21 protein-coding genes are annotated in these 23,983 nt (G+C 60.5%); 15 read left to right on the plus strand and 6 right to left on the minus strand.

The features are described 5' to 3' along the window. Positions 1–277: 277 nt before the first annotated feature. Together VGG64_09800 and VGG64_09805 are read right to left on the minus strand one after the other, a co-directional pair. Positions 278–1,066 carry a UvrB/UvrC motif-containing protein gene (locus tag VGG64_09800; protein ID HEY1599884.1) on the minus strand — a complete coding sequence of 263 codons (789 nt, stop codon included), beginning with the start codon at positions 1,064–1,066 and terminating at the stop codon, positions 278–280. A 310-nt stretch (positions 1,067–1,376) separates the two neighbouring features. Then, positions 1,377–2,540 (minus strand): DUF4912 domain-containing protein, encoded by a 1,164-nt coding sequence (locus VGG64_09805; protein HEY1599885.1) that lies wholly within the window; start codon positions 2,538–2,540, stop codon positions 1,377–1,379. An 895-nt stretch (positions 2,541–3,435) separates the two neighbouring features. Here VGG64_09805 and VGG64_09810 point away from each other — a divergent pair. From VGG64_09810 to atpC, 10 genes are all read left to right on the plus strand, one after another. After that, positions 3,436–3,687, plus strand: a complete 252-nt coding sequence (locus tag VGG64_09810) for an AtpZ/AtpI family protein (GenBank protein HEY1599886.1) — start codon at positions 3,436–3,438, stop codon at positions 3,685–3,687. Between the two features lie 17 nt (positions 3,688–3,704). Next, entirely contained in the window at positions 3,705–4,175 is a 471-nt protein-coding gene (locus VGG64_09815; protein ID HEY1599887.1) for a hypothetical protein, read from the plus strand. A 2-nt stretch (positions 4,176–4,177) separates the two neighbouring features. Beyond that, positions 4,178–5,083, plus strand: a complete 906-nt coding sequence (gene atpB, locus VGG64_09820) for a F0F1 ATP synthase subunit A (protein HEY1599888.1) — start codon at positions 4,178–4,180, stop codon at positions 5,081–5,083. 189 nt (positions 5,084–5,272) lie between these two features. Next, positions 5,273–5,479, plus strand: a complete 207-nt coding sequence (atpE, locus tag VGG64_09825; protein ID HEY1599889.1) for an ATP synthase F0 subunit C — start codon at positions 5,273–5,275, stop codon at positions 5,477–5,479. Between the two features lie 32 nt (positions 5,480–5,511). Then, positions 5,512–6,201: a F0F1 ATP synthase subunit B gene (atpF, locus tag VGG64_09830; protein ID HEY1599890.1), complete on the plus strand. Its 690-nt coding sequence runs from the start codon at positions 5,512–5,514 to the stop codon at positions 6,199–6,201. 125 nt (positions 6,202–6,326) lie between these two features. After that, complete coding sequence (atpH, locus tag VGG64_09835) at positions 6,327–6,971, plus strand: ATP synthase F1 subunit delta (GenBank protein HEY1599891.1); 645 nt, start codon at positions 6,327–6,329, stop codon at positions 6,969–6,971. Further along, positions 6,922–8,442: a F0F1 ATP synthase subunit alpha gene (gene atpA, locus VGG64_09840; GenBank protein HEY1599892.1), complete on the plus strand. Its 1,521-nt coding sequence runs from the start codon at positions 6,922–6,924 to the stop codon at positions 8,440–8,442. Before atpH ends, atpA begins: the two co-directional genes overlap by 50 nt. A gap of 189 nt (positions 8,443–8,631) precedes the next feature. Continuing rightward, entirely contained in the window at positions 8,632–9,519 is an 888-nt protein-coding gene (gene atpG, locus VGG64_09845; protein HEY1599893.1) for an ATP synthase F1 subunit gamma, read from the plus strand. A gap of 146 nt (positions 9,520–9,665) precedes the next feature. After that, positions 9,666–11,141, plus strand: coding sequence for a F0F1 ATP synthase subunit beta (gene atpD / locus VGG64_09850; GenBank protein ID HEY1599894.1), 1,476 nt, complete (start codon positions 9,666–9,668; stop codon positions 11,139–11,141). 189 nt (positions 11,142–11,330) lie between these two features. Beyond that, positions 11,331–11,741 carry an ATP synthase F1 subunit epsilon gene (gene atpC, locus VGG64_09855; GenBank protein HEY1599895.1) on the plus strand — a complete coding sequence of 137 codons (411 nt, stop codon included), beginning with the start codon at positions 11,331–11,333 and terminating at the stop codon, positions 11,739–11,741. A gap of 24 nt (positions 11,742–11,765) precedes the next feature. Here atpC and VGG64_09860 read toward each other — a convergent pair whose 3' ends face one another. Next, positions 11,766–13,142 carry a sulfatase-like hydrolase/transferase gene (locus VGG64_09860; GenBank protein HEY1599896.1) on the minus strand — a complete coding sequence of 459 codons (1,377 nt, stop codon included), beginning with the start codon at positions 13,140–13,142 and terminating at the stop codon, positions 11,766–11,768. Between the two features lie 234 nt (positions 13,143–13,376). On the opposite strand from VGG64_09860, the gene VGG64_09865 reads away from it, so the two are divergent. From VGG64_09865 to VGG64_09885, 5 genes are all read left to right on the plus strand, one after another. After that, a complete protein-coding gene (locus VGG64_09865; GenBank protein HEY1599897.1) occupies positions 13,377–15,179 on the plus strand; it encodes a polymorphic toxin-type HINT domain-containing protein in 1,803 nt (600 codons plus the stop codon). 135 nt (positions 15,180–15,314) lie between these two features. Continuing rightward, the gene (locus tag VGG64_09870; protein HEY1599898.1) at positions 15,315–17,207 is read left to right on the plus strand and encodes a polymorphic toxin-type HINT domain-containing protein; all 1,893 of its coding nucleotides are present in this window, start codon (positions 15,315–15,317) and stop codon (positions 17,205–17,207) included. 67 nt (positions 17,208–17,274) lie between these two features. Then, entirely contained in the window at positions 17,275–19,083 is a 1,809-nt protein-coding gene (locus VGG64_09875) for a polymorphic toxin-type HINT domain-containing protein (GenBank protein HEY1599899.1), read from the plus strand. 349 nt (positions 19,084–19,432) lie between these two features. Next, positions 19,433–20,944 (plus strand): hypothetical protein, encoded by a 1,512-nt coding sequence (locus VGG64_09880; protein ID HEY1599900.1) that lies wholly within the window; start codon positions 19,433–19,435, stop codon positions 20,942–20,944. Positions 20,945–20,949: 5 nt separating this feature from the next. Further along, positions 20,950–21,234 carry a polymorphic toxin-type HINT domain-containing protein gene (locus VGG64_09885; GenBank protein HEY1599901.1) on the plus strand — a complete coding sequence of 95 codons (285 nt, stop codon included), beginning with the start codon at positions 20,950–20,952 and terminating at the stop codon, positions 21,232–21,234. 66 nt (positions 21,235–21,300) lie between these two features. Here VGG64_09885 and VGG64_09890 read toward each other — a convergent pair whose 3' ends face one another. The 3 genes from VGG64_09890 to VGG64_09900 form a co-directional block, all read right to left on the minus strand. Then, on the minus strand, positions 21,301–22,434 hold the full coding sequence (locus tag VGG64_09890; protein HEY1599902.1) for a VanZ family protein: 1,134 nt from the start codon (positions 22,432–22,434) through the stop codon (positions 21,301–21,303). Between the two features lie 204 nt (positions 22,435–22,638). Continuing rightward, positions 22,639–23,709, minus strand: coding sequence for a saccharopine dehydrogenase NADP-binding domain-containing protein (locus VGG64_09895; GenBank protein HEY1599903.1), 1,071 nt, complete (start codon positions 23,707–23,709; stop codon positions 22,639–22,641). An 81-nt stretch (positions 23,710–23,790) separates the two neighbouring features. Then, positions 23,791–23,983 (minus strand): PEP-CTERM sorting domain-containing protein (locus VGG64_09900; protein ID HEY1599904.1); only part of this gene is annotated, 193 nt, incomplete at its 5' end.

The raw sequence follows: 23,983 nt of genomic DNA on the forward strand, positions 1-23,983 counted from the left end.
GTCTGACCAACGATTTAACGATCTTGGTTTGTACTTTGTGAATCGTTTCACAAAGGTAAACCAAAGAAAAGCCCGGCTGGTTGGCCGAGCATGCACCGGCATGGTATCGAGTCCGCTGCGGGGGGTCAAGCCGCGGACCACCGCCGGTCGTCGCACGTCCTTCGCGAAGAACGCACCGTAGGTTGCTCTACGCGCATCTGCGGGGGCCGGCGGAGTACATTCTGACTAACAACGTGTCCACGCGAGCGCGGACAGAGAACCTTATGATTGATCCGAGTTAAGCCAATGGCTCGCCAGGCAACATGTGACGAATCTCGTCGCGTAACCGCGCGGCCTCTTCAAAACGTTCGTCGCGCACGGCTTCGGCCAGTTGCCGACGCAAGGTCGTCACAGGATCAGCGTCGGGCGCGGGGAGCACGTTGGGATTCTTCGCGGCCAGTTCGTCGCGCCAGCGGACGAGTTGCGTCAGCTCCGCACACTCTTCGGCCCGTTCAGTCTGGCCATACTCGTCCAGAAATTGGCGAATGTCGCGGATTCCCGCTTCGATCGCGGTGACGGCCGTGGGAAAATCGCCTAGTTCGACAAACGGCGTGGCCACGGCCCGCGAGTGCATCATCGTGACGTAGGGGCGCCACTGGTCGAAGCGCAATCGATCTCGATCGTTCTTAGCGTGATTGCGGACAAATTTGAAGAGGATCAAGTTGCGACGGGTATCCCGCGCGCACAGCTCGTAGCGCTCTAGGTGCCAAAAACTCAGATAGCGGTGGTAATACTGCACTCCTTCACGGAGTAGCCGATCACAATCTTCCTCCGAGAGAGAGAACGGCGCAGAGTCTGGGTGCGCCTTGTCATGCTCTTCCTGGGATCGGCGGTAGAAATCTAGCCACGAGTCGAGCCCCTCGGGGCGTTGCCCATCAGGTCGGCCATCGATCTCCATTTGCAACAGCCCCAGATCGAGGCGCAATTGGATCTTCTCTTTCCCATCGTCGCCGGTGACGATTCGCACCGACACTTGCTCTGGGTTGAAGTCCCAGCCGTTCAGGATGTTCGCTATATCTCGTGACACGTGGCTATCTTAAATCCCAGGATCGGCTAAAGGGTAGGGCAGCAGGTCTTCGCCAGGCGAAGGCCCGGAGAGCGCGCTCGGTGCAATCAATTCTTGCACGTGGGCGCCAATCGTAAAGCGATGAGCCAGCCTGGGCAAGCGCGCCTTGGGGGCGGTGCCAGATTAGACCCAAGAAAGGCTTCGCGGGTGCGATCGCTGGGCCGGACGAGTTGGGGGAACGGGGGACGCCAGCCAGTGCGGCGCGTTACCAGGATATGGTACCCGCATTCAAGCCTCGGCCAACACTGATCAGCGTTAGGCGCGCCCGACTTTAGTCGTTGGCGTCGCGGACCAGCGGTTCCATCGTTTTCGTATTGCGCTCGACCGCCAACACGATGGTCCGTTGCTCTAACCCATTGGCGCTGCCGGCCACGGCCGGAATCACTTGTCGGCAATTCGGCAGGCTAAAACGGACCGTGAATGTGCCGTCGGGCCGCAGGCGAACCGGATCGCCCTGCAGAGTGACATGGGCATCGGGCTCGGTGGCGCCAAAGACGATTAGCTCGGCGTCTAATTCAAAGTGAAATTCACGCTTCTTGCCTGCCAATGCGTCGGCGCCAGCGCCAAATCGCGTGGACATCGGAGAACCCATCGGCCGCCGCAAGCGCTCTTCGAACAATTGCTGAAGCTCAAGATTCGGGCCTTCGGCCGAGTAGCCGCCACTGAGGGCATAGACTTTCTCGAAGTCTTCGGCCACGGCAGCCCAGTTACCGTCGATCGAGTCGCTGGTACCAGGGACGGGAGTGGTTACGACGTTGCTGCGACAGAGGACAAAGAACTTGCCTCCGGCCGACAGATAGCCGATGTCCAGTCGGTAGCTTTTCGGCGGATCGATAACATCCACGTACCAGTTGTTCACACCGCCGTGAATCTCGATGGTCCGCCACAGGCGCTCGGCAGCCGTGGTCGATCCATTGTTCGAAACTTCGAAGACACGTAGCACCGGCTTGGCAGAATGCCATTCCTGGCCCATGGCCGCTTCGGCCCGTTCGACTCCAGTGCGACTGAGCTCCCAGTAGGCGTGCAGCCAGAAAGAATCTCGCACCATAGCCACCAAGCGGTCTTTAACCTCGCCGTTCGATTTGCCGTTGGTAGGCAAACCATTGGCCGTCTGGTACGCCAGATTTTTCCAACGGGCCACTTTATCCTTGGCAACCTGCAGCCGACGCACAACGCGCGGATCCTTGGGCTTTTCTACCGGACGCGACGGGACTGCCGCCCGCACCGGGCGAACTGCGCCGTTCGAGCGGCGAGTCGCGGTTGCGGGTGTGGCGGGTGATTTTCGATCTTTCGCCGCTGCGGCCCGATTGGCGCGGGCGAGAGCCTTGATGAGCTGGTCCTTACGCATGGAGTGCCAACCGCGCACCCCGCGCTTTTTGGCCATCTCGGCGAGATCTTTACAGGAACGACTGCTGAGCGTGGCTGCGTCGATCAACGGACTTATCTCCGGGATGCGTCGAGCGGCTGCGTGACGCCGCCTTGATTGTATGCGCCATCCCTGACGTCGTCCTTACGCGGGGCGCCTGCGGCAGTCCGTAGCCGAGGCATCTTGCGGTTTGTCGTGCGGCATTCCAAAAAAGTGCCTACTGCACGACAGCAGGGACTCAACACCTAACTCGGGACTTTCTGCAAACCGACCAATAGTCGTGTGTCGGGATGCCGCCAAAGCCAGGGCCTGCCCCCTCCTCCTTTAATTCTCGTTGGGCGAATCTACCGGACACTCCCACCCAGGGTCCACCCTAGGGAATCCTCCCCCCTAATGCCGGGCGGAGTATGCGGAAATGCCTCGGTTTCGAGTGTAACCGAAGGCGTTCGCTTATGCAACCAATTCACGACCTTTATGCCGTCACGATGGTAGCCGAGGTAGCCACCCTAGACCATTTGAGGCAAAAGACTTAGACGGCGGACCATGCACGGGCTGGCGGTTGTACGGCCTGGGTAAGAGACGCCGGGTTCCAGGTCGATCCGCCGCCCGCGAAGACCATCCCACTTTCTCGTTCGCTACTGACGGCGGGAAGTAGATTTTGAGTGTTTTTGATTTCCTTAAGTCTTTATTTTAAAGTTACTTACATACGTTCAACCAGACATTGTGAAAAAAAACACGAATTCCACGGTCCGCCCCGTTGACACCCAGAATCGAGGGGATTACAGTCCCGTAAGTTGCTTCGCAGTTTGCATTTTAGGCGCTGCGGCCCGGCAAGCATTACTCGCTCGCGGGCGTTTCTTCGGGGTCCGTGCTGGGCCCATTGAATTTGGCATAAACGATTACTTTATAATAATTTAGGTGTTTTTCGCTTACCATCCTCGGGCCGGCTTCTGGCGGAACGGTCTTGCACGACAAGCCACCCCATGACGTTACGCCGATGGTGATCGCCTACCAGTGGGTAGCGCGAATCATTACGGTGGCATTCGAGATGGTAACTCCGGGGGTGCTCGGGCTGTGGCTCGATAACTGGCTGGGTACGAAGGTCCTCTTCACCCTGCTGGGGTTCGCAGTTGGGATCACGTTTGCCGTGTGGCATCTGATCCGCATGACTGCTTCACCGAAGCCACCGCAGAGCAAGCCCAGGGCGGATTCGTAGCTAGGAAATCGCGGATCGTGAACCAGCCCAGCACGTCCACGGCCCAGACGCGTGAGTTCAGCTCGCTCGTACATGCTGCGCAGGTGGCAGTGCCGCTTTCTATCGCCTGGGCGTCGATCGCCGTGCCGGCTTATTGGCTGTCGGGATCGATGGGATTGGCCGCGGCCGGAATTGCCGCCCTGCTGTGTGCTTTCGCCTCGATCGGCGCGGGCGCCGTCGGGGGTCTGCTGGCCGCGAGCGGACAAGTCGTCCCGGCCACGATGTTGGCCATGTTGTTGCGAATGGCATTGCCGCTGGTCTTTGTCATTGTCGTCTGCCGGCAGCCGGGGCCGCTTGTCGAAGCCGGTTTGGTGTACTACTTGATTGGCTTTTATCTAATTGCGTTGGCGGCGGACACACGACACGCCGTCGGGCTGATCCGCTCGGATAGCCGTTCCTCGGGGAATGTGGCAGCATCGCGGGACATAACCGTATCGAGGGGAATGTAACCGTGGCTGGCAGCAACGTTTTCGATCCGGGCCATTTGTTTGGCCACGTGCAGGACGCCGAGCACATCGAGGTTTCGACCAAGGTCGTACCCAGCGGCAAGATCATACTGCCGCAGCCGCTTCGCCTTGACGAGCCGTTGTGGACGGGCAAGACCGGCGTGGTGCAGATCGACAAGATCAACATCTTCGAGCCCATCGAGCTGAAGTTCACGAAGTTCATGTTGTTGGAGACGATCGTAGCACTGCTGGTGGCGGTGGTTTTCATTCGATTGGCGAACAAGATGGCCCACGGCGACCGTCCCAAGGGGCGGCTGTGGAACCTACTCGAAGCGATGGTCCTGTACATCCGCGACGACGTGGCGCGACCGGCGATCGGCGACCATGATGCCGATCGGTTTCTGCCACTGCTCTGGACGATGTTCTTCTTTGTGCTGGGCTGCAACCTGTTGGGTCTGGTGCCGTGGGCCGGTTCGGCCACGGGATCGTTGGCCACGACCGGGGCGCTGGCGATGATTACGTTTGCCACGGTCGTCGGTGCCGGCATGGCCAAGATGGGCGTCGTCGGTTTCTTCAAGTCGCAGGTTCCACATATGGATCTGCCGGGCCCGCTGGCCGTGCTCTTGGTGCCGATGATTTTCGTGATCGAAATGATGGGGCTGTTGATCAAGCATTTTGTGTTGGCAGTGCGTCTTTTGGCGAACATGATGGCCGGCCACTTGGTGCTGGCCGTAATCGTGGCTTTCATCGCCGCTAGCGCCGGTTCAATGACGTTCTGGTGCGTGATGCCGGCCAGCGTGCTGGGGGCAACGGCGCTGAATTTACTCGAGCTGTTCGTGGCCTTCTTACAGGCCTATATCTTTACGTTCTTGTCCGCGTTGTTCATTGGCATGGCCGTCCACCCGCACTAGTTGTGTGCCGGACATAGCGCCAGGCGGATCACTCGGCAAATCTTGTAGAAGAAGGAGACGTGTAACGTGAACAAATTGGTGAAGATCGGCGTGTTGATGTTTGTCGTTCTGTTGGTCGCGGCGCCTGCGTTCGCGCAAGACGCGGCCGGCGCTCCGGCTGCTCCGGCTGTCGGCAAGGGTTCGTTCAGCATCTACCTCGGCGGTGCCTTCGGCGCTGGCTTGGTGATCCTGGGTGCCGGCTTCGGCATCGGCAAAATCGGTTCGGCTGCCGTCGAGAGCATGTCCCGCCAGCCTGAGGCGGCCGGCAACATTCAAACGGCCATGATCATCTCGGCCGCTTTGATCGAAGGTGCCACGTTCTTCGGGCTCATCGTTTGTATGTTGTTCAACAACTAATTCTTCCGCGTCTGTGATCGAGGAAGCATGCCATGGGCGTGTTACGAGTTGGATTGGTCGTGCTGCTAGGTTTGGCAGTGCCATTAGCGCTGGCGACGGGTGTGGCGTCTGCCCAGGAACACGGCAATGCTGCGCACGACGCGGCTGAGCATGGAGCAGCAGGCGACCATGGCACAGGCGATGGTCATGGCGGCGGGGAAGGCCACCGAGGCGCCCCCAGCCCGATGACGATCGACTTCGACCTGGCGATTTTCACCGTGTTGATCTTCGCCATCCTGCTGGCGGTGTTGTGGAAGTTCGCCTGGGGTCCCATCGCTGCGGCACTCGATCTGCGCGAGCAGAAGATTGCCGACAATATCGCCGCGGCCGAGCAGTGCAATGTGGAGGCCAAGCATTTACTGGCGGAGTACGAGGCCAAGCTGGCCGCGGCCCGCGAAGAGGTGCGGGGCATTCTCGACGAAGCGCGTCGCGACGCCGAACATGCTGGACAAGAGCTGATCGCCAAGGCCCGGGCGGATGCCCAAGCCGAGGTTCAGCGCGGCAAGCACGAGATCGAGACAGCCACGTCTCAGGCGCTGAATGAGCTGGCCAAATCCAGCACGAATTTAGCGGTGGACCTGGCCGGCAAGATCGTCAGCGCCAAGCTCAACACGGCGGACCACGCCCGACTGATCGAAGAGGCTCTGGCGAGCTTTCCCAAGGGAGACCACAGCCGAAACTGAGGAGATTAAATGATGAATGGGCGATGATGGATGACGACCGGACGAAGGTCTGCTTATCTTCATTGGCGTGCTTGATTCATCATTTTGCACTTTTACTTTTGCATTTTCATTCCCCATAGCTGCCCATGGCTCAATCCGCACCTACACCCGATGCTGCTCCGCCAGTGACCGATCCCGGTGCGCAGCGCGTGGCCGGGGTTTATGCCAAGGCCTTGCTGGCGGCGGCCGACAAGGCCGGCGTGGCCGAGGCCACGGTCGACGACCTCGAAGCCATCGATCGCGAAGTGCTCGAACGGTTTCCACGGCTGGTGACCGTGCTGGCGTCTGGGTTTGTCAACGCCGACGAGAAACGGCAGATCGTCGACCGGACGTTCGCGGGCCGCGTCTCGCCCTTGGTGCTGAACTTCTTGCGTGTCTTGGCGCAGCACGAAAGACTGGACGCGCTTCGGGACATTGCCCGCGCGGCGCGCGAGCAGTACGACGTGATGCGTGGCCTGGTCCGCGTGGAAGTCACAACGGCTACCACGCTGACCGACGAACTAGCGGCAAAGATCAAAGAACAATTGCGCGGCATGCTCGGGGGCGAGCCCGTGCTGATGACAAGTATCAAGCCCGAACTGATTGGCGGCGTCGTCCTGCGGGTCGGCGACGCGGTGTACGACGGTTCGGTCGCTGCGCGGCTGGCCGACGTCCGCGGCCGCATTATCAACAGGAGTGTCCATGAAATTCAAAGCCGACGAGATAGCTTCAGTCATCCAGCAGGAAATTGAGCACTACGAGTCGCAGATCGACGTCCGCGAAGTCGGACGCGTTCTGGAGGTCGGCGACGGTATTGCGCGCGTGTACGGCCTCTCCGGCGTAATGGCCGGCGAAATGGTCGAGTTTCCCGGCGGCGTCACCGGCATGGCCTTCAATCTTGAAGAGCATTCGGTCGGCGTGATCATCCTGGGCGACTACCTCACGATCACTGAAGGGGACGAGGTAAAGAGCACCGGTCGCCTGTTGAGCGTACCGGTGGGGGACGCCGTGATTGGCCGCGTCGTCGATCCGCTGGGCAATCCTCTGGACGGCAGAGGCCCGATCGTGACCAACGAGCGCCGGCCCGTCGAGTTTATGGCCCCGGGTATCGCCAAGCGTCAGCCGGTGCGCGAGCCGCTTCAGACGGGCATCAAGGCAATCGACGCGATGACGCCCATTGGCCGCGGTCAGCGCGAGCTGATCATCGGCGACCGCAAAACCGGCAAGACCGCGATCGGCATCGACGCGATCATCAATCAGCGCAACAGCGGCGTGAAATGCTTCTATGTCGCGGTCGGCCAGAAAGACTCGACCGTGGCCGGCGTGATCGAAGCATTGCGCAAGCACGGCGCCATGGATTACACCACAGTCATCGTGTCGGGGGCCAGCTCCCCTGCCCCGCTGCAGTACGTGGCTCCCTACGCGGGCACGGCGATGGCCGAATTCTTCACGTACAACGGCGGCCATGCGTTGATCGTGTACGACGACTTGTCGAAGCAAGCGGTTGCGTACCGGCAATTGTCGCTATTGATGCGTCGTCCGCCCGGACGCGAGGCTTACCCTGGCGACGTGTTCTACGCCCACAGCCGTCTGTTGGAACGTTCTGCCAAGTTGAGCGAGGACTTGGGGAGCGGGTCGTTGACGTCGCTGCCGATCATCGAGACGCTCGAAGGCGAGGTTTCGGCCTACATTCCCACAAACGTGATTTCGATTACCGACGGCCAGATTTATTTGCAGCCGGACTTGTTCTTCGCTGGCCAGCGGCCGGCCATGAACGCCGGTATTTCGGTGTCGCGCGTCGGTGGTGCCGCCCAGATTCCGGCCATGAAGAAGGTGGCCGGTGGTTTGCGGCTCGACCTGGCTTCCTTCCGAGAGCTGGAAGCATTCGCCCAATTGGGTACCGATTTGGACGCGGCCACGCAGGCCCGGCTCGATCGCGGCTATCGCATGATCGAGCTGTTGAAGCAGGGGCAATACCAGCCCATGGACGTGATCGACGAGGTGCTCAGCATCTACGCCGGCACGCGTGGCCACTTGGATAAGGTGCCGCGGGCCGACGTGGCCACGTGGGAGAAAGAATTCCTGGCATTCATGCGTGAGCAGAAGTCCGAGGTCCGCAACAAGATCGTCGAGACAAAGAAGCTCGAGGACGATACTGCCGCCGCACTGGAAAAAGCCATTGCCGAATTCCAGGCACAATACGCGACAAAAAAGAGGACGTAGGTTGGCCGTCGAGCAATCGGCGCACGCCGCTGCTAATAAATGGGACGACGAAGCAGATACAAGAAGACAGACGGAGCCACCGAGGACACAGAGACCATAGAGATTGAAGTTGAAGTATTGCCATCGGCGCAAAAGGGCATTTGTCTGTGCCCTCGGTGGCAAATCTTCTCTTAAAGGTCCTTAACAAACATGGCCAAGGCACGAGCACTCGATAAACGGCGCAAGAGCATCAAGAACATCCGCAAGATCACGCGGACGATGGAGCTCATTGCCACGGCGCGCTTCAAGAAGGCGATGGATCGCGCAAGCGCCGCCACCGCCTACACCAAGCGGATCACGGCGCTCGTGGCCGAGTTGGCAACCAGCGGCTTGGAGGTCAGCCATCCGCTGCTCGAAGGTCGCAGCGAGACGAAGACGGCATCGCTGTTGGTGCTGACCGGCAATCGCGGGCTGTGCGGCGGATACAACTCGAACGTTCTGCGGGCGTCGCTCGTGCGTTGGAAAGAGCTGCACAGCACCGTACCCGGCGCGCAGTTGGAAGTTTCGGGCAAGCGCGGCATAGCGGCCTTCAAATTCCGCGAGATCGCGACAGCGCGGGTGTTCACGCAGTTCGAAGACAAAGTTAGCTTCGACGAGATCGATGCACTGGCCAATGGCTACTTGGAAGCCTACGTGACCGGCAAGCTCGATCGGCTGGATGTGGCGTATACACGGTTCGACAGCATCGCTCGGCAGGCGGCCGTGGTCGAAACACTGCTGCCGCTAGGGGCGATCGCCGGCGCTGACGCGAGCGCGGCATCGGCTCAGAAAGTTGGCCCGCAGTATGAATTCCTGCCGTCGGCCAAAAGCATTCTGGAAGAGGTGGTTCCGACCAGCTTCAAGGTGAAGCTGTTCAAGTGCTTCCTGGATGCCGCCGTGAGCGAGCAGGTGGCGCGGATGGTGGCCATGAAGGCGGCCACCGAAAACGCCGACAAGATCATCAAGCATCTGACCATGACCTATAACCGCGCTCGACAGTCGCAAATCACCGGCGAGATCATGGAAGTGCTGGGGGGCGTCGAGGCGCTTAAGGGATAGAAATAAAAACACCGATGGATTCGGAATGATGAACGGGCTGTCGCACATCGCGACGTGTCCTGTTAACGGTTCATCTTTCCGCGATCGACGATCATTATTTGCTGGACATAAAAAAGACAAACTCTCCATTTACATCGCAGGTTCTTATGGCCACTGTCACGCAAACGAACGCCAAGAAGCCCGGTAACACGGCGCACAACATCGGGCACGTCACGCAGGTGATCGGCTCGACTTTTGACGTCGAATTTCCAGAGAACCAGCTGCCCGCGATCTATAACGCCGTCCGCATCGACGCGGAGCACAAGGGCGTCAAGGTCCACCTGGTGGGCGAAGTGCAACAGCACTTAGGCGGCGGCCGCGTCCGATGCGTGGCCTTGGGAAGCACCGACGGCATGGTCCGCGGCCAAGAGTGCGTTGATACCGGCAGCCCGGTCAAGGTGCCGGTCGGTAAAGCCACGCTGGGCCGTGTGTTCAACCTGATTGGCGAACCGATCGACGATCGCGGCCCCGTTGCTGCCGATGACCATTGGTCGATCCATCGCGACGCCCCGCCGGTGACCGACCTGTCGACCAAGACCGAGCTGTTCGAAACTGGCATCAAGGTGATCGACCTGTTGACGCCGTTCGTCCGCGGTGGCAAGGCCGGATTGTTCGGCGGGGCCGGCCTGGGCAAGACCGTGATTCTGACCGAGTTGATTGCCCGTATCGCCAGTGCGCACGGCGGTTACTCGGTATTTGCCGGCGTCGGCGAGCGAACCCGCGAAGGGACCGACTTGTGGCTGGAAATGCAGGAAGCCAAAATCGGCGACACCGGCCGTAGCGTCATCGAGCAAACCTGCATGGTATTCGGCCAGATGAACGAGCCGCCCGGTGCCCGTCTGCGGGTGGCCCTCTCGGCACTGACGATGGCTGAATACTTCCGCGATACAACCGGCGCCGACACGCTGTTGTTTGTCGACAACATCTTCCGTTTCTCGCAGGCCGGCAGCGAAGTATCCGCTCTGTTGGGACGCATGCCGAGTGCCGTGGGTTATCAACCCACGTTGGCCACGGAAATGGGTGCGTTGCAGGAACGTATCGCCTCGACCTCGAAGGGGGCCATTACCTCGGTGCAGGCCGTCTATGTACCGGCTGACGATCCGACCGACCCCGCGCCGGCCACGGCCTTCGGCCAGTTGGACGCCTTTTTGTATTTGGAGCGTTCGATCAGCGAAAAAGGCATTTATCCGGCGGTCGATCCGCTGGCTTCCAGCAGCCGCATTCTCGACCCCGCGTATGTGGGCGAGCGCCATTACGCGATTGCCCGCCGCGTGCAACGCACGTTGCAACGTTACCGCGAACTGCAAGACATTATCGCAATTCTGGGCGTCGACGAATTGAGCGAAGAGGACAAGTTGGTCGTTCATCGTGCCCGCCGCATGGAGCGATTCCTGTCGCAGCCGTTCCTCGTGGCCGAGGTGTTCACCGGCAAGCCGGGCGAAATCACCTCGCTGGCCGATACGATCCGCAGCTTCGAGGAGATCGCCGACGGCAAGTGGGATCATTTGCCCGAGAACGCATTCATGTACGTCGGCGTGATCGAACAGGCCGAAGAGCAAGCGAAGAAGATGCAGAAGAAATGATGAACGCTGCCTGATGAATGCTGAACGATGCGGGAGGCGACTTCCAGCGTGCAGCACGTCATCTTTAGTTCAAAGTTCGCCGCTTCTTGTTCACCGTTCACTCAACGCCGCCGACTGGTTTTTCGCATGGCCCAACAACACTCCGAGCCACACGCCGGCGTCCACATGAGCATTCCTGGAGAATCGCAGATGAGCGGCGTCAGGGTTTTGACGTGCATCGTCGTGACGCCGGAAATGACGGTGCGGGAATCACCGGCCCAGTTCGTCGTGGTACCACTGTACGACGGTGAGCTTGGTATCGCACCGGGCCATAGCGCCATGATCGGGCGGCTCGGTTATGGCGAACTGCGGATCGTCGAGGGAGGACGCACTGATCGTTTCTACGTCGACGGCGGATTCGTGCAAGTCTCGGGAAATGTCGTTTCGGTGCTTACCAATCGTGCCATGCCGGCTTCGCAACTCGATACGCAATCGGCTGCCGATCAGCTTGAAGCGACCCGACGCCGACCCGCCCACACGCCCGAGCTGTTGGCGATTCGCGAGCGGGCCGAGTTGCAAGCACGAGCCCAACTCCGCGTGGCCGGTCGGGCCGGACGCTGACGAACTTCGGGCCATCACACGACTTCATTCGCGCGGCAGCCGGAATTCTGCCGGTCGTGGTTCGGTGACGACCAATGGCGATTTATCCCCCAGCCGCTTTTGCCACTGCTGCATGTGTTGCGTCAGGAGTGCCATGCGGCCGGACTGGGCCGGGTCGTTGGCCAGATTCACAAGTTCGTCCGGATCCTCCCGCAAATCAAAAAGTTGCGTGCGATCGACAAGCGGATAGCGGATCAGCTTCCAACGTTCGTCGCGCACGGCGCGCTGCGCATCACGATACGCCGTGAATAGAGTGTCACGTACTTTCGTCTGGCGGCCGCTGAGGATGCCGGCCAGGCTCTGGCCATCGATCTCTGGGGGTGGCGACGCTTGCACTAGCTCGCATAACGTCGGCAACACGTCCAGCAAATACACGAGCGCTTCGGACGACCCGGGCTTGATGCCAAGCCCATTGAACACCAGCGGCGTCCGCATCGAGTGCTCGTAGAGGTTCTGCTTGCCCATCAACCCGTGACTGCCGATGGCCAGACCGTGGTCCGAGGCAAAGATGATAAGCGTGTTCTTTCGCAGCTGCAGCTCGTCGAGCTTGGCGAGCAGCCTGCCAATATGAAAGTCGAGTCCCGACATGACGGCATAGTATTCGTGCAATTGCCGGCGGATCTCTTCCTCGCTGCGCGGCCACGGGGCGAGGCGTTCGTCGCGGACCAGCATCTCGCCATTATCGAACGGGTGAAGCGGCATGTAGTTACGCGGCAGCGGGATCTGTTCGCGGTGATACAAATCGAGAAACCGGCGATCGGCCACGCGGGGATCGTGCGGCGATTCAAATTCGAGCAGCATTAGCCAGGGCGACGTCAGCCGGCGCGTTTGGAGAAAATCGATAGCCGCGTCTGCGATCGTATGCCCGGGCTCGCCGCTGCGGCGCTCTTGTTCGTCGTCGGCCAGGTATTTCGTGTGGTCGAAACGCTGATGGATCGCGCGGGCCACGTTGCCGTGCTTGCCGTGATGATAGGTTTCGTAGCCTACGGCCTTCATGGCGTCAGGCAGGTTCGGGCCATCGCCCGGCGCCAATCCGCCCGGCCAGTTGCGAAAGTACGATTGCCCGGACAACAGCATGTTGCGGCTGGGAGAACAAACCGCGGGCGAATTGCTTCCTAGACAGTAGGCGTTGTGAAAGGCAAAGCCCCCGTGGACCAGAGAATCGAGGTGGGGAGTTTTCACCACCGGATTGTCGAATGCTCCTAACGCGTCGGGGCGCAGGTCATCGACCACCAATAGCAAGATATTCGGTCGATCCGCAACGTCTTTCCGCCCGGCGGCAACGGCCGGGCGGTCTGGGTGGAAGCTCGCGCCTGCGAGACAGACGATGAGTAGAAAGGCGATCCGGCGAACGGTGTGCATGAAATTCCCGCGGGAGGTGGCTCAGTTTTCGGTTTCCCCACATTGTAGGCAGGCGAAGTTACAAAACATAAAGGCAGAATTTGCTTGGCAAGGGGGGGTTGGATTTGCGATAATCCGGCTGCGGCCGCGAGGCGAACGATCGCTCGCGGGGGGTCACCTCCGCCGTTTTTCGTCTTGCTGATGGCTTGCACGGAACAGATTCGCCACCGGGCTGGCGATAAGGAGGGCATTCTTATGCGGTTGTCGCGCATCATGCGGCAGGTCGCCGCGGTGGCGTTTGCGCTGCAGTTTTTCGCCGTGGCGTCGTTGGCTGCCGACCAAGGCCAACAGAAATCATCAACAAGCGCCGCGTCTAATACGGCAGCGCAGCTCGTGCATAAGGCGCTCGTCGCTGAAGCTGCCGGGGAGACGGAACGCCGCACGGAGTATCTCAAAGACGCTCTTGTCGCTGACCCTGATTATGCGCCCGCACATTGGCAATCGGGCGAAGTGCGCATCGGCGATCAATGGCTGAAGGTCGAGTCCGCGGCGTCGCATGCAACCCGGACGGGCAAGGTTGCCAAATACCGTCAGCTTCGCGACGCGGGGCACAACACGACGAACGAGCACCTGCAGCTTGCCCGCTGGTGCGCGGCCGATGGTCTTGCGGATCAGGAGCGATTCCACCTGCTGTGGGCCACGCAATCGGTAACGACAAAAAAACAACGATTGGAAATCGTTAAGCGGCTCAACCTGGTTCGCTATCAGGGGACCATGATGCCTCCCGCACAGGCGGAACTGCTCAAGTCGCAGGCGAAAACGCACGACAAAGCCATGCAGGAATGGAAGCCGCGGATCGTGGCGATCCGTCGCGACATCGAAGGCCGAGACGCGAAAAAACAGGCCGCGGCATTCAATCAACTGCGCTCAATTAAGGACCCGGCCGCCATACCCGCGCTTGAGGCAGTCTTAGTCAATTGCAAACCGGATGTCCTCGAAGTTGCGCTCGCAACGATTGCAGCAATGTCTGGCCAATCAGCCACAGATTCATTGATCCGCCACGTCGTCTTTTGCGAAGACGAGTCCGTCCGCCAGGCGGCCGCCGAGGCGCTCACGCCCCGATCGATCTATAGCTATGCGCCAACGCTGATGTCGGCCCTGCAATCGCCGGTCGAAGTACAGTTTGATTCCGTCTTCGTAAATGGCCAATACCGCCATCGATTGACGCTTTTTCAGGAAGGTCCTTTGATGGACCAATCGTTCGTCTCGAACGGTGGATCTCACGAGGATGTGCGCGTAGTCACGCATCCCATGACCCATCGTGCCACAGACTACTACGACCATTACACACCGGACCCGACAGCGAACACCGACGCTCTGCATGCGGAACGCGAGTTATCTGCGAATGTCGTGCGCACGGCGATGAATCAGCGAGTTACAAGCGCACTTCAAGTGGCGACTGGAAATGATTTCGGCGCAGAACCGGCCCCGTGGTGGGATTGGTGGTTGAACTACAACGAGATGTACCAACCCCCCTATAAGCCCGTCAGTCAGGTCGTCGTGAATAACACGCCCGCGGTGCCCTATACCTATCGAGTGAGTTCTGTTTCCTGCTTCGTCGCCGGCACGCCGGTGCAGACCACGACCGGGCCGATGCCGATTGAACAGGTCAAGCCCGGCGAGTGCGTGCTAGCGCAAGATCCTGATTCGGGAGAACTAACCTACAAGCCGGTCATCGTGACAACAGTACGGCCGCCGAGTCCGCTCGTCGAGATTCAGCTCGAACGCGAAACCATCCGCGCCACGCGCGGCCATCCGTTCTGGGTTTCCGGCATCGGCTGGCAGATGGCCAAAGAGTTGCAGGCCGGTCAGTGGTTGCACACCACGAGTGGCCCGGCACAAATCGAAAGCGTGGAGCAAACTGGCGAGGCGGAATGCTTCAACATGATCGTAGCCGACTTTAACACGTATTTTGTCGGCGACGCCCAAGTGTTGGTGCATGATAACAATCTGCGGCAGGTAACCACGGCTACGGTGCCGGGAATGGTTGATCCATGAGGCAACGCGTTTGTGTCGGGCCGGCAGATATCGCGCATGTTGACCGTCAGGTGGCCAGCGTTCGTCTAATGCGATTGAGGCAGAACTGAATTGGTTCGAGAAAAAGTTGGCCACCAAGTTGGCCGGGAGCGAACGATGCGAGCGTTCCGTTTCTGCGTACGGTGCGGTTTAGCGGTTGCAATAGTTGGCGGCGCGTGTTTCGCGCCGTTCGTCCAAGCAGCAGAGCCGAGCGCCACCAAAACCAGCGCCATTAAAACGAGCGCGGCCAACGAAGGAACCGCCACTGCGGCGGAACTCGTCCGCCAGGCCTTACAGGCCGAGGCCGACGGCAAGCTGGACGAACGGGTTGAGTTGCTACACCAGGCGATGCAAGTCGACGAGCAATATGCGCCGGCACATTGGCAACTAGGAGAAGTGCGGGTGGGCGAGCGGTGGCTCCCCACCGATACGGCCGCGGCCGGTAATGCCTGGGCCAGCAAGTTTCTCGACTATCGGAAGCAGGTACGACAGTCGGCGCAGACAGCCGATGCTCACTTGAAGGTCGCGCGCTGGTGCGAACAGGCGGGCATGAAGGATCAGGAGCAGATGCACCTGAGAATTGCCATGAACCTGCGTCCCACCAAGACGCAGCAGCGCGAGCTTCTAGACAAGCTGGGGCTAATGCGCTATCAGAAGCGTTTCGTCCCGGCGGACCAGGTCGCATCGATCAAAGATCGGGCCAAAAAGGCGGACGCAGATTTTCACAAGTGGAAGCCGATCCTAAGCCGTCTGTGCAATGATCTGGAAAGCCGCGACACGGCGAGACAGGCATCGGCACGCGAACGCCTGGTGGCCCTGCAAGACGTGTCGACTATTCCGGCGATGGAAACGGTATTCGCCAAGAGCTCGGCGACTGCCGGCAAAGCGGCTATCGGTGCCCTCGCGGCGATGCGCTCGCAAGAGGCAACTGATTCGCTGGTGCGGCACGCTGTATTCGCCACTTCAGAAGACGTCCGAAAGGCCGCCGCCGAGGCGCTCAAGGCACGCGATCTGTTTACCTACGTACCCCTGCTGTTGTCGGCGATGAACACACCGATCGAAGTCACGTTCCAAGTCTTTGGTTACGAAGGGGGCGCCTTCGGCGAACGATTATCTCTGTATCGTGAAGGTCCACTATACAACACAGCGTTCAACACCGGTTTGACTGCGCTACCGAGCTATACGCCGACGCCCGGCCGTGCTGCGATACCGCTGACCGGTGCCGCGGAACAAAACGTTGCCCAGCGGGCTGCCGCGGATTCGGCGACGGCGGCCGCGGCGCTAGCAGAAAACGTCCGTACGGAATTCATGAACGAGCGGATCGGGGCCACCCTGCGTGTGACGACAGGCGACGACAGTTTGGGAGATGATGCCAAGGAGTGGTGGAATTGGTGGACCGACTATAACGAAACCCACCGGTCATCCGACAAGCCGACCTACGAGACGAACCGCTTCGCCTACACCTATTACTCTGCGATGTACGTGGTGCCTAGGCAGACATCAATACTGCACAACGCGCCACCACCAGAAAAGCCATGGCACAGGGATCGTGGTGCGGTGGCCTGCTTTGTGCCCGGCACAAAAGTGTGGACCGTGACCGGCACCGTACCGATCGAGACCATTCGCATGGGCGATTGGGTATTGGCCCAAAATGTCGACACGGGCGAATTGGCTTACAAGCCGGTGATGGCCACGACGGTCGGACCGTCCCTGCCGCTCGTCGAGATCCATGCAGGCCAAGAGACGATCCGCTGCACGCTGGGGCACCTGTTCTGGATCTCGGGCACTGGCTGGCGCATGGCCAAGGAGCTAAAGACCGGCGATCGTCTGCATACGACCAAGGGGACACTCTTGATCGACAGTGTGGAGCAGACGGGTGAGTCCGCTTGCCATAACTTGATCGTGCCCGAGTTCAACACGTACTTTGTGACCGATCAGCAAATTCTCGTGCATGACATCAACTTCCGCGGCCCGACCATGGCCACTGTGCCGGGGCTCGCGAAACCGTAGTCGTTCGTGCGTTAGGTGTCGTTTCTGTCCCGGAACAGTGACCGAGACATCGGTCAAGGAGGCAGTTATGCGCTGGCGTCTTCTAGCGGTATGCGCCGTATTGGTCGGATCGTTTACGTTCGCGCTGGGTTGGCACGGCACGGCCGTGGCTCGCGCGCCGCGGGCATTGTCCGCGGCAGAACAGTCGGCGGCACAATCTTTGCGCAAGGCGCTCGCGGCCGAGGCGGAGGGGAACCTTGACCAACGCGCCACTTATCTACGCGAGGCGCTCGATGCCGCGCCCGATTATGATCCCGTGCATTGGCAACTGGGGGAACTGCGAGTCGACGGAACATGGCTTCCGGCCGAAGCGGCTGCGCGGTTGCTGACTAGCGAAGGCAAGTTGTCCCGTTATCGCGATGCGCGCGACGCAGCCGGGGAATCGGCGGTCGAGCAAATTCTTCTGGCGCGTTGGTGCGCCCGCGAAGGACTTCTGCCCCAGGAGCGGTTGCATCTGTCCAAGGCCTTGGAAAAAGAGCCCACTAAGACGCAAACCCGCGAAATCATGTCGCGACTGGGGCTGGTGCGATACGACGACATGCTGATGCCGGTCACTCAGGCTGAATCGCGCAAACAACAGGCGCGGCAGGCCGAAGTCGCCTTGCAAAGCTGGAAAGTTCGGCTGGGCCGATGGCGCGACGATCTAGAGTCGAAATATCCAGTACGTCGCGCGTCCGGGGAGCAGAAGCTAACCGCCGTCCGCGACCCCGCGGCGGCCGGTCCCATCGAAAAAATGTTTGGCGAAGCCGACCGGCCCCTGGCATTAATCGCGGTGCGCACGCTGGCGGCGATTAACGATGCGCGGTCGACCGAGGCACTTGCGCGTCTGGCGCTGAATTCGCGCGACGAACAGGTCCGCACGGCAGCGGCAGAGGCATTGCGAGATCGTGACATTTTCGGCTATGCACCGCAAATGCTCGATAAGGTGAAGTGGCTGGTCGAAGTGCGCTCCGAATCAACGACCGACGCCAGCGGCGGACTGCGCCAGCGGCTATCGCTGTTTCGCGAAGGCCGACTCGCCAACGAGTTGCTCGTCTTGAATCATATCGAGCGCCCGCAGAACGCGGCCGATATGGGCCAGGATTCGATGCAAGGTCGGACATCAACGGTCGTTGCCGTTAAACCCGACATGAACGATTTCCTGAAAAGCGCCCAAGAGGATCGGCGCCTGGCTGACGAGGCCCTCAAAGAGAACGAAGAGTCCGAGCGGAACAACGAGCGCGTAACCATCGCCCTGCGATTGGCGACAAACAATCCCGACCTGCGCAACGAGCCCAAAGAGTTGTGGGATTGGTGGGACAACTACAACGAGATGCATTACGCGCAGGACAAGCCGACCTACGAGTCGCTACGCAATGTAACATTGCAAACGTTTCGTACCCATAGTAGCTGCTTTGTGCCTGGCACCAAGGTTTGGACCAACACGGGCACGGTAGCGATCGAAAAGGTTCAAGCGGGCGACTTTGTGTTGGCCCAGAATGTCGAGACGGGGGAGTTGGCCTACAAGCCGGTATCTGCCACGACTTTCGGCTCGCCTTTGCCATTGGTCGAAATCCGCGCCGGAGGCGAACAGATTCGCTGCACGTTCGGCCACTTGTTTTGGGTATCGGGCAGCGGCTGGCAAATGGCCAAGGAGTTGAAGGTGGGCCAATTGCTGTATACGGCCCGGGGACCATTGACGATCGACGCGGTGGAAAAAAGCGGCGCGGCCCGCTGTCACAATTTGATCGTGCCGGACTTCAACACGTACTTTGTGACGGACCAGCAGATACTGGTGCATGACATCAATCTCCGCGGTCCGACCACGGCCACGGTGCCGGGCTTGGTGCAAAAATAGATCGATGGTTTTGCGGTCTACCAACAGCAATCCTTCGGCGCCCACCTGTCGAATGGCACGAACAATCAGCCACCGAGGGCTCAGGGCGTATGCGAGTTGCAGACGATGGAGTCCTATTACGACTCCATCGTCTGATTACGATCTGGATGCTTTCTGGACCCTAGGTGGCTGCAACAACTCTGTCTGCGGGTGTGCGCGACGCATCGTGCGGAGCATGCCTTGCGGCGAAGTAACGGAACTCGGCCCGTCGGGCTCGCGTAATAATCTTTGTTCCGCGTCACTTCGCTCTACCGAGGGGCGGTAGTGTTCGAAAGCGCGATGGCCTTGCAGGGCAAGCCGGAGGTGCAAGATGCGTCTTCCGTGGCGGTGTACCGTGGCGGCGTTTCTTGTTTGTGCCGCCACTTCCTATGGGGTCGAGCAAGCCTCGTTGGGGACTGCGACCCGTTCCCCGGCCCATCCACGGGAGAGCGGCGCCGCGCTGCTGGTACGCCAGGCGCTCGCGGCCGAATCTGCCGGCCAGCCCGAGCGCCGTGCCGATTATCTTCGACAGGCGGTCGCCGCCGAGCCCGACAACGCCGCGGCACGCTGGCAGTCTGGCGAGGTACGACTGGTAAATCGCTGGCTGCCGGTCGGTCTGGCCGTGCGCACGACGAATGACAACCTGGACGAATACCGGCAACGCCAGGGTAACGCCCACGACACCGCCTACGATCATTTCAAGCTGGCGAATTACTGCGCGGGCGCGGGCCTTAAGAAGCAAGAACGCGAAGAGTTGCAGCATGTCTTGCGACTGACTCCGAGGTCGCCCGAGGCGGCTCGGCGATTGGGTTTGGTTACGGAGAATGGCAAGCTGATACCGACCGCTCAGGCCGAGGCGGGCAAGCGCGAGCGCGCGGCCCGCGCGCGTGCGGCGCTTGATGTCGACGCCTGGCGGCCACGTCTTGCCCCGCTCTGCAAGGATATTGACGGCGCCGATTCAGAACGGCGCGAGGCGGCACGGCAGCGATTGCAGGCCGTTTCCAACGTAACGGCCCTACCCGCCATGGAGTCGTTGGTGCAAAACGGGGGACCGGACGCAGGGCAGGCCATCGTGTCGACCGTGGCGACAATGCCCGAGCAGCGCGCTACCGATTCGCTAGTTATGCACGCGGTGCTCGCACCACACGAGAGTGTGCGCCAGGCGGCTACCGAGGCGCTCAAAAAGCGCCCCATGTATGGCTACGTGCCGACGCTCGTCTCGGCGCTCGAGCCACCGATCGATGTCCACTACGACACGTTTTCCTTGGACGACGGACGGAACGCCCATTATTTTGCGCTCTTTCAACCAGGGCATAACGCGAATGCGGCCATCGAATCGCGGGGGGCCGAGTTTCGCATCGTCGACAAGTGGGCTGGCGGCCCGACCTGGGTCAAGGAGGTACGCGATCCCACGGCGGCTGCCGATGCACGCATGGCAACCGATGCCGAACAACACAATCGACAAAGTTCCGCGATTAACGATCGAGTTGCAAAAGTTCTGCAATCGACCGTCGGAGAGAATTTTGGCAGCGATACCGAGTTGTGGTGGGATTGGTGGGATCGCTACAACGAAATGTATCGACCGCCCGAAAAGCCGACGAGTTTTGCCACGCAATCGGTGGGTATCTCACCCGTCATCATGCGCTACCATCAACGAATTCGGTCGCAACACAGCGGACCACACTCGTGTTTCGTCGCCGGCACGCAAGTTCATACGCCTACGGGTGTGGCAGCAATTGAAAGCATTCAGGCTGGCGATTTCGTCCTTTCGCAGAATGTAACGACTGGCGAACTGGCATACAAAATGGTAGTCACGCCGACGAATCGCCCCCCGCCTCGCTAGTCGAGATCTCGGCCGGAGGAGAAACCATCCGCGCCAGCCGGGGGCATCCGTTCTGGGTTTCTGGCCTGGGCTGGCAAATGGCGAAGGAACTCCGCGCTGGCGAGTGGCTGCACGGCGCCCGCGGCCCCGTGCTGATCGATCGCGTCGAACAGCAGGGAGAGGCGGAATGCTACAATCTGATCGTGGCCGATTTCGACACGTACTTTGTCGGCAGCAACCAATTGCTCGTCCACGACAACATGCTGCGCGACGGCACTACGGCCATCGTGCCCGGCCTGGTTGATCCATGAATGGCGCGCGTGATGAGCGAGCTTTAAAACGCGCGCGGACCCCTTTGAATTGGCCGATCCGTGCGCTCAATTGCGGGGAACGAGTCGCTGCGTTGCCAGGTGCGCCCACCTCCGTTCGGCTTGTCGCTTTAGTACAAACCGCATCACTAAGAAGAGGACCAACCCGCTAGCTGCGCCGCACATGTCTGCCAACCAGTCGAGACTATCGGCGGTGCGGCCGACTGCCGGCTGCGTGAGTTCGTCAATGACTCCATACAGCGCCACCACCGGCAGCACGGCGAAATAACGCAGAAGGTGGCCCCAGCGTTTGCTGGCGGATCCTGTCCAGATGGCCGCCGCCAGCGTGGAGAGCAAGAACGACAAGCCCGCATAGGCCGTGAAGTGAAACGCCTTGTCGACAGGCACGAGGCGCCACTCGGGCAGGCGCACCCCGTCCAAGGGAACGTGCGTCGCCGTAGCCATGGCGGCCACATACAGTATGCAGGCCAAAGTCAGCAGCGGCACGTGCGAGCGGAACCCACGGGTCACGTTCGCACGGGTGCGGCCGATCTGCAGATCGGGCCGAGCCACGCGCAGCCAGAATCGGCCGAAACGCGTGACATGCGTTCCGCCCACCCCCAGCCACTCGAGCTTGGCTAGCTTGGCGCATTCTTTCAAAGTGGCATTGCCGACGTGCGTGTCGGTCAGATTCACGCGCCGTAGATAAGGAAATGCCGTCAGCCGGCGCGCCCCGGCGTCCGTTACGTTGCTTCCGGATAAATCGAGCGAGTGCATCTGTCCCAGGACATCTTGATGAACCGTCAGCTCTTCGATCGCGCGATCGTCACAAGCTGGTCCGACAAGCGAGATGCCGTCGATCACTTCCAGAACTTGGGCGAAGTCCTCGCCAATTTCACCGGCCAGCCAGTCGAGCTGCCGCACTTGCACGCTGCCGCCGCGGCGCCCGAGCTCGGCCACTAACTCTTGCTGCAAGGCGTAGCGCTCGATAGCGTCCCCGAGCCAGTGGCGGCGGCTGTCCTGAAATTTCGCGAACTCCTTGGCCCGCTGGTAAGCTGTTTGCAGGTCGAGAAAATCTTGCTGGGTGCCGCCACGGTCGGGATGCGCCAACTTCACTTTTTCCAGATAGGCTTGCTCGACGTCTACCGAAGTGCAAGGCAGACCGACCCCCATGCGCACCAGGAAATCGGGCCGGTTATCCATCGGAGGGGCGCTCGATGAAGACTCTCTGCGTGACATAGGGTCCTTGCTTTACGGCCAGCCGTTCGCGGGCGAAAGAGTATTCGACAACTGTAGCACGCGCGTTGGCGGCCGCCGAGATCCCTACTGATGCTCCCGCAGAATCGGTTCGTCCCGACGTTTCCAAGCCGGAAAACCGTTTCCCTCCCCCACAAACCCGAATACCTGTTACGACGCGCTGGGACAGTGTTTCCAGATCAGTTGCGAGCCGGCCACCCGGTCGATGATCTGGGGGCCCAGAGCCCGCGCAGGAGTAGAGAAACCTGGCAGAAGCCGGCGATCGAGGGCAGCGTCAACGAACTTGAGCGCCGTTTGTACGGTCAGGGGATAACCTCCCAGGGTCGACAATGTTGCTTCGGCGAAGCGCCCGGCCTCATCTTCCACACGACCCCAAAACGATGCGCGGCTACTGGCCAGTTCGTCTGCCGAAGGTCCGGGCACAATACGCTCGATGCGGCGGCGGGCAAGGCGCTGTACCAGGCCGAGTCCCGCCAGCGGAAATAGCCAGCGCCAGCGACGCATCGCGCGGATTTGCGCCGGCGGCATCGAAGCGTAAACCTCGATATTCGGGATGCCGGTCGAATGGAAGGCGCTGGCCACATCTCCCCAAGGAATGGTGACGGTTGCGCGACGCCCTTCGGGAAAATCGACGTCCCGCGTCTTCCAGGCAGTGGGCACGCGCACTATCCGGCCATCGATCCTTGCGCGACCGCCGTGCGGCAGACTTTCTAACGATGTCTTGGCAGTACCAGGGCTCAGACCGCCGGCAGAAGAGAAGGCCAAGATCAGCCGGTTCGCGGTCGGTAGTGCCGTGCGCAACGTCAATGCCAGACAATCGCTGGGCACGACATCGAAACCCACGGCCGGAATCACTGCCACCCCCGCGCTGCGCGCCGCGGCATTCTGGGCAAATGCGTATTCAATAACGTCGATTTCGCCCGTGATGTCCAGGTACGCGGCACGAGCGTGCAGGCAAGCATCGATCATCGGGCGTGCCGTGGCGGAAAACGGACCGGCGCAATGCAACACTACGCTCATGCCGGCAAGATGCTGCGCGGCACTTTCATCGAGCGGAAACACGCGATGCTCGCAGCCCAATTCAGCAGCCAGACTTGCGACTGGCTCCGCCGAGCGACCGCCGAGCACGGGCCGCATCCCGCGCTGCACCGCTTCAGCGGCAATCAAACGCCCGGTGTAACCATTGGCGCCGTAGATCATCCAAGAAGAGGATTCAGACATGACGTATTAAACGCGATGCGACACCGCCAGCGCGAATGGTATCTTATCGCGGCGACCGCTGCGCTGGCATCACGTACACCGCTAGGTTGAATTACCGCCTACACTTTTCGGACCGGCGACCATGCGCCGCCGAAGCGCTAATCCAAAGCAAGCTACGATCGCTAAAGCATACGTCGCAGGCTCAGGCACGGGAAGCAAAACGAACGGCTGAATATTAAAAAAGGTCGTCGCCGTGTTGGGGGTGAAGCCAGAGTTGGTCACGATTTGCTGATCG

Source organism: Pirellulales bacterium, assembly GCA_036490175.1.
GTDB lineage: Bacteria > Planctomycetota > Planctomycetia > Pirellulales > JACPPG01 > JACPPG01.

Excerpts from the sequence above, each read along its gene's own strand:
- atpD (HEY1599894.1), top strand. The coding sequence starts at position 9,666 with ATGGCCACTGTCACGCAAACGAACGCCAAGAAGCCCGGTAACACGGCG.
- VGG64_09860 (HEY1599896.1), bottom strand. The coding sequence starts at position 13,142 with ATGCACACCGTTCGCCGGATCGCCTTTCTACTCATCGTCTGTCTCGCA.
- VGG64_09890 (HEY1599902.1), bottom strand. The coding sequence starts at position 22,434 with ATGGATAACCGGCCCGATTTCCTGGTGCGCATGGGGGTCGGTCTGCCT.
- atpG (HEY1599893.1), top strand. The coding sequence starts at position 8,632 with ATGGCCAAGGCACGAGCACTCGATAAACGGCGCAAGAGCATCAAGAAC.
- VGG64_09870 (HEY1599898.1), top strand. The coding sequence starts at position 15,315 with ATGCGAGCGTTCCGTTTCTGCGTACGGTGCGGTTTAGCGGTTGCAATA.
- VGG64_09895 (HEY1599903.1), bottom strand. The coding sequence starts at position 23,709 with ATGTCTGAATCCTCTTCTTGGATGATCTACGGCGCCAATGGTTACACC.
- atpF (HEY1599890.1), top strand. The coding sequence starts at position 5,512 with ATGGGCGTGTTACGAGTTGGATTGGTCGTGCTGCTAGGTTTGGCAGTG.
- atpA (HEY1599892.1), top strand. The coding sequence starts at position 6,922 with ATGAAATTCAAAGCCGACGAGATAGCTTCAGTCATCCAGCAGGAAATT.
- VGG64_09880 (HEY1599900.1), top strand. The coding sequence starts at position 19,433 with ATGCGTCTTCCGTGGCGGTGTACCGTGGCGGCGTTTCTTGTTTGTGCC.
- atpC (HEY1599895.1), top strand. The coding sequence starts at position 11,331 with ATGAGCGGCGTCAGGGTTTTGACGTGCATCGTCGTGACGCCGGAAATG.
- VGG64_09865 (HEY1599897.1), top strand. The coding sequence starts at position 13,377 with ATGCGGTTGTCGCGCATCATGCGGCAGGTCGCCGCGGTGGCGTTTGCG.
- VGG64_09875 (HEY1599899.1), top strand. The coding sequence starts at position 17,275 with ATGCGCTGGCGTCTTCTAGCGGTATGCGCCGTATTGGTCGGATCGTTT.
- atpH (HEY1599891.1), top strand. The coding sequence starts at position 6,327 with ATGGCTCAATCCGCACCTACACCCGATGCTGCTCCGCCAGTGACCGAT.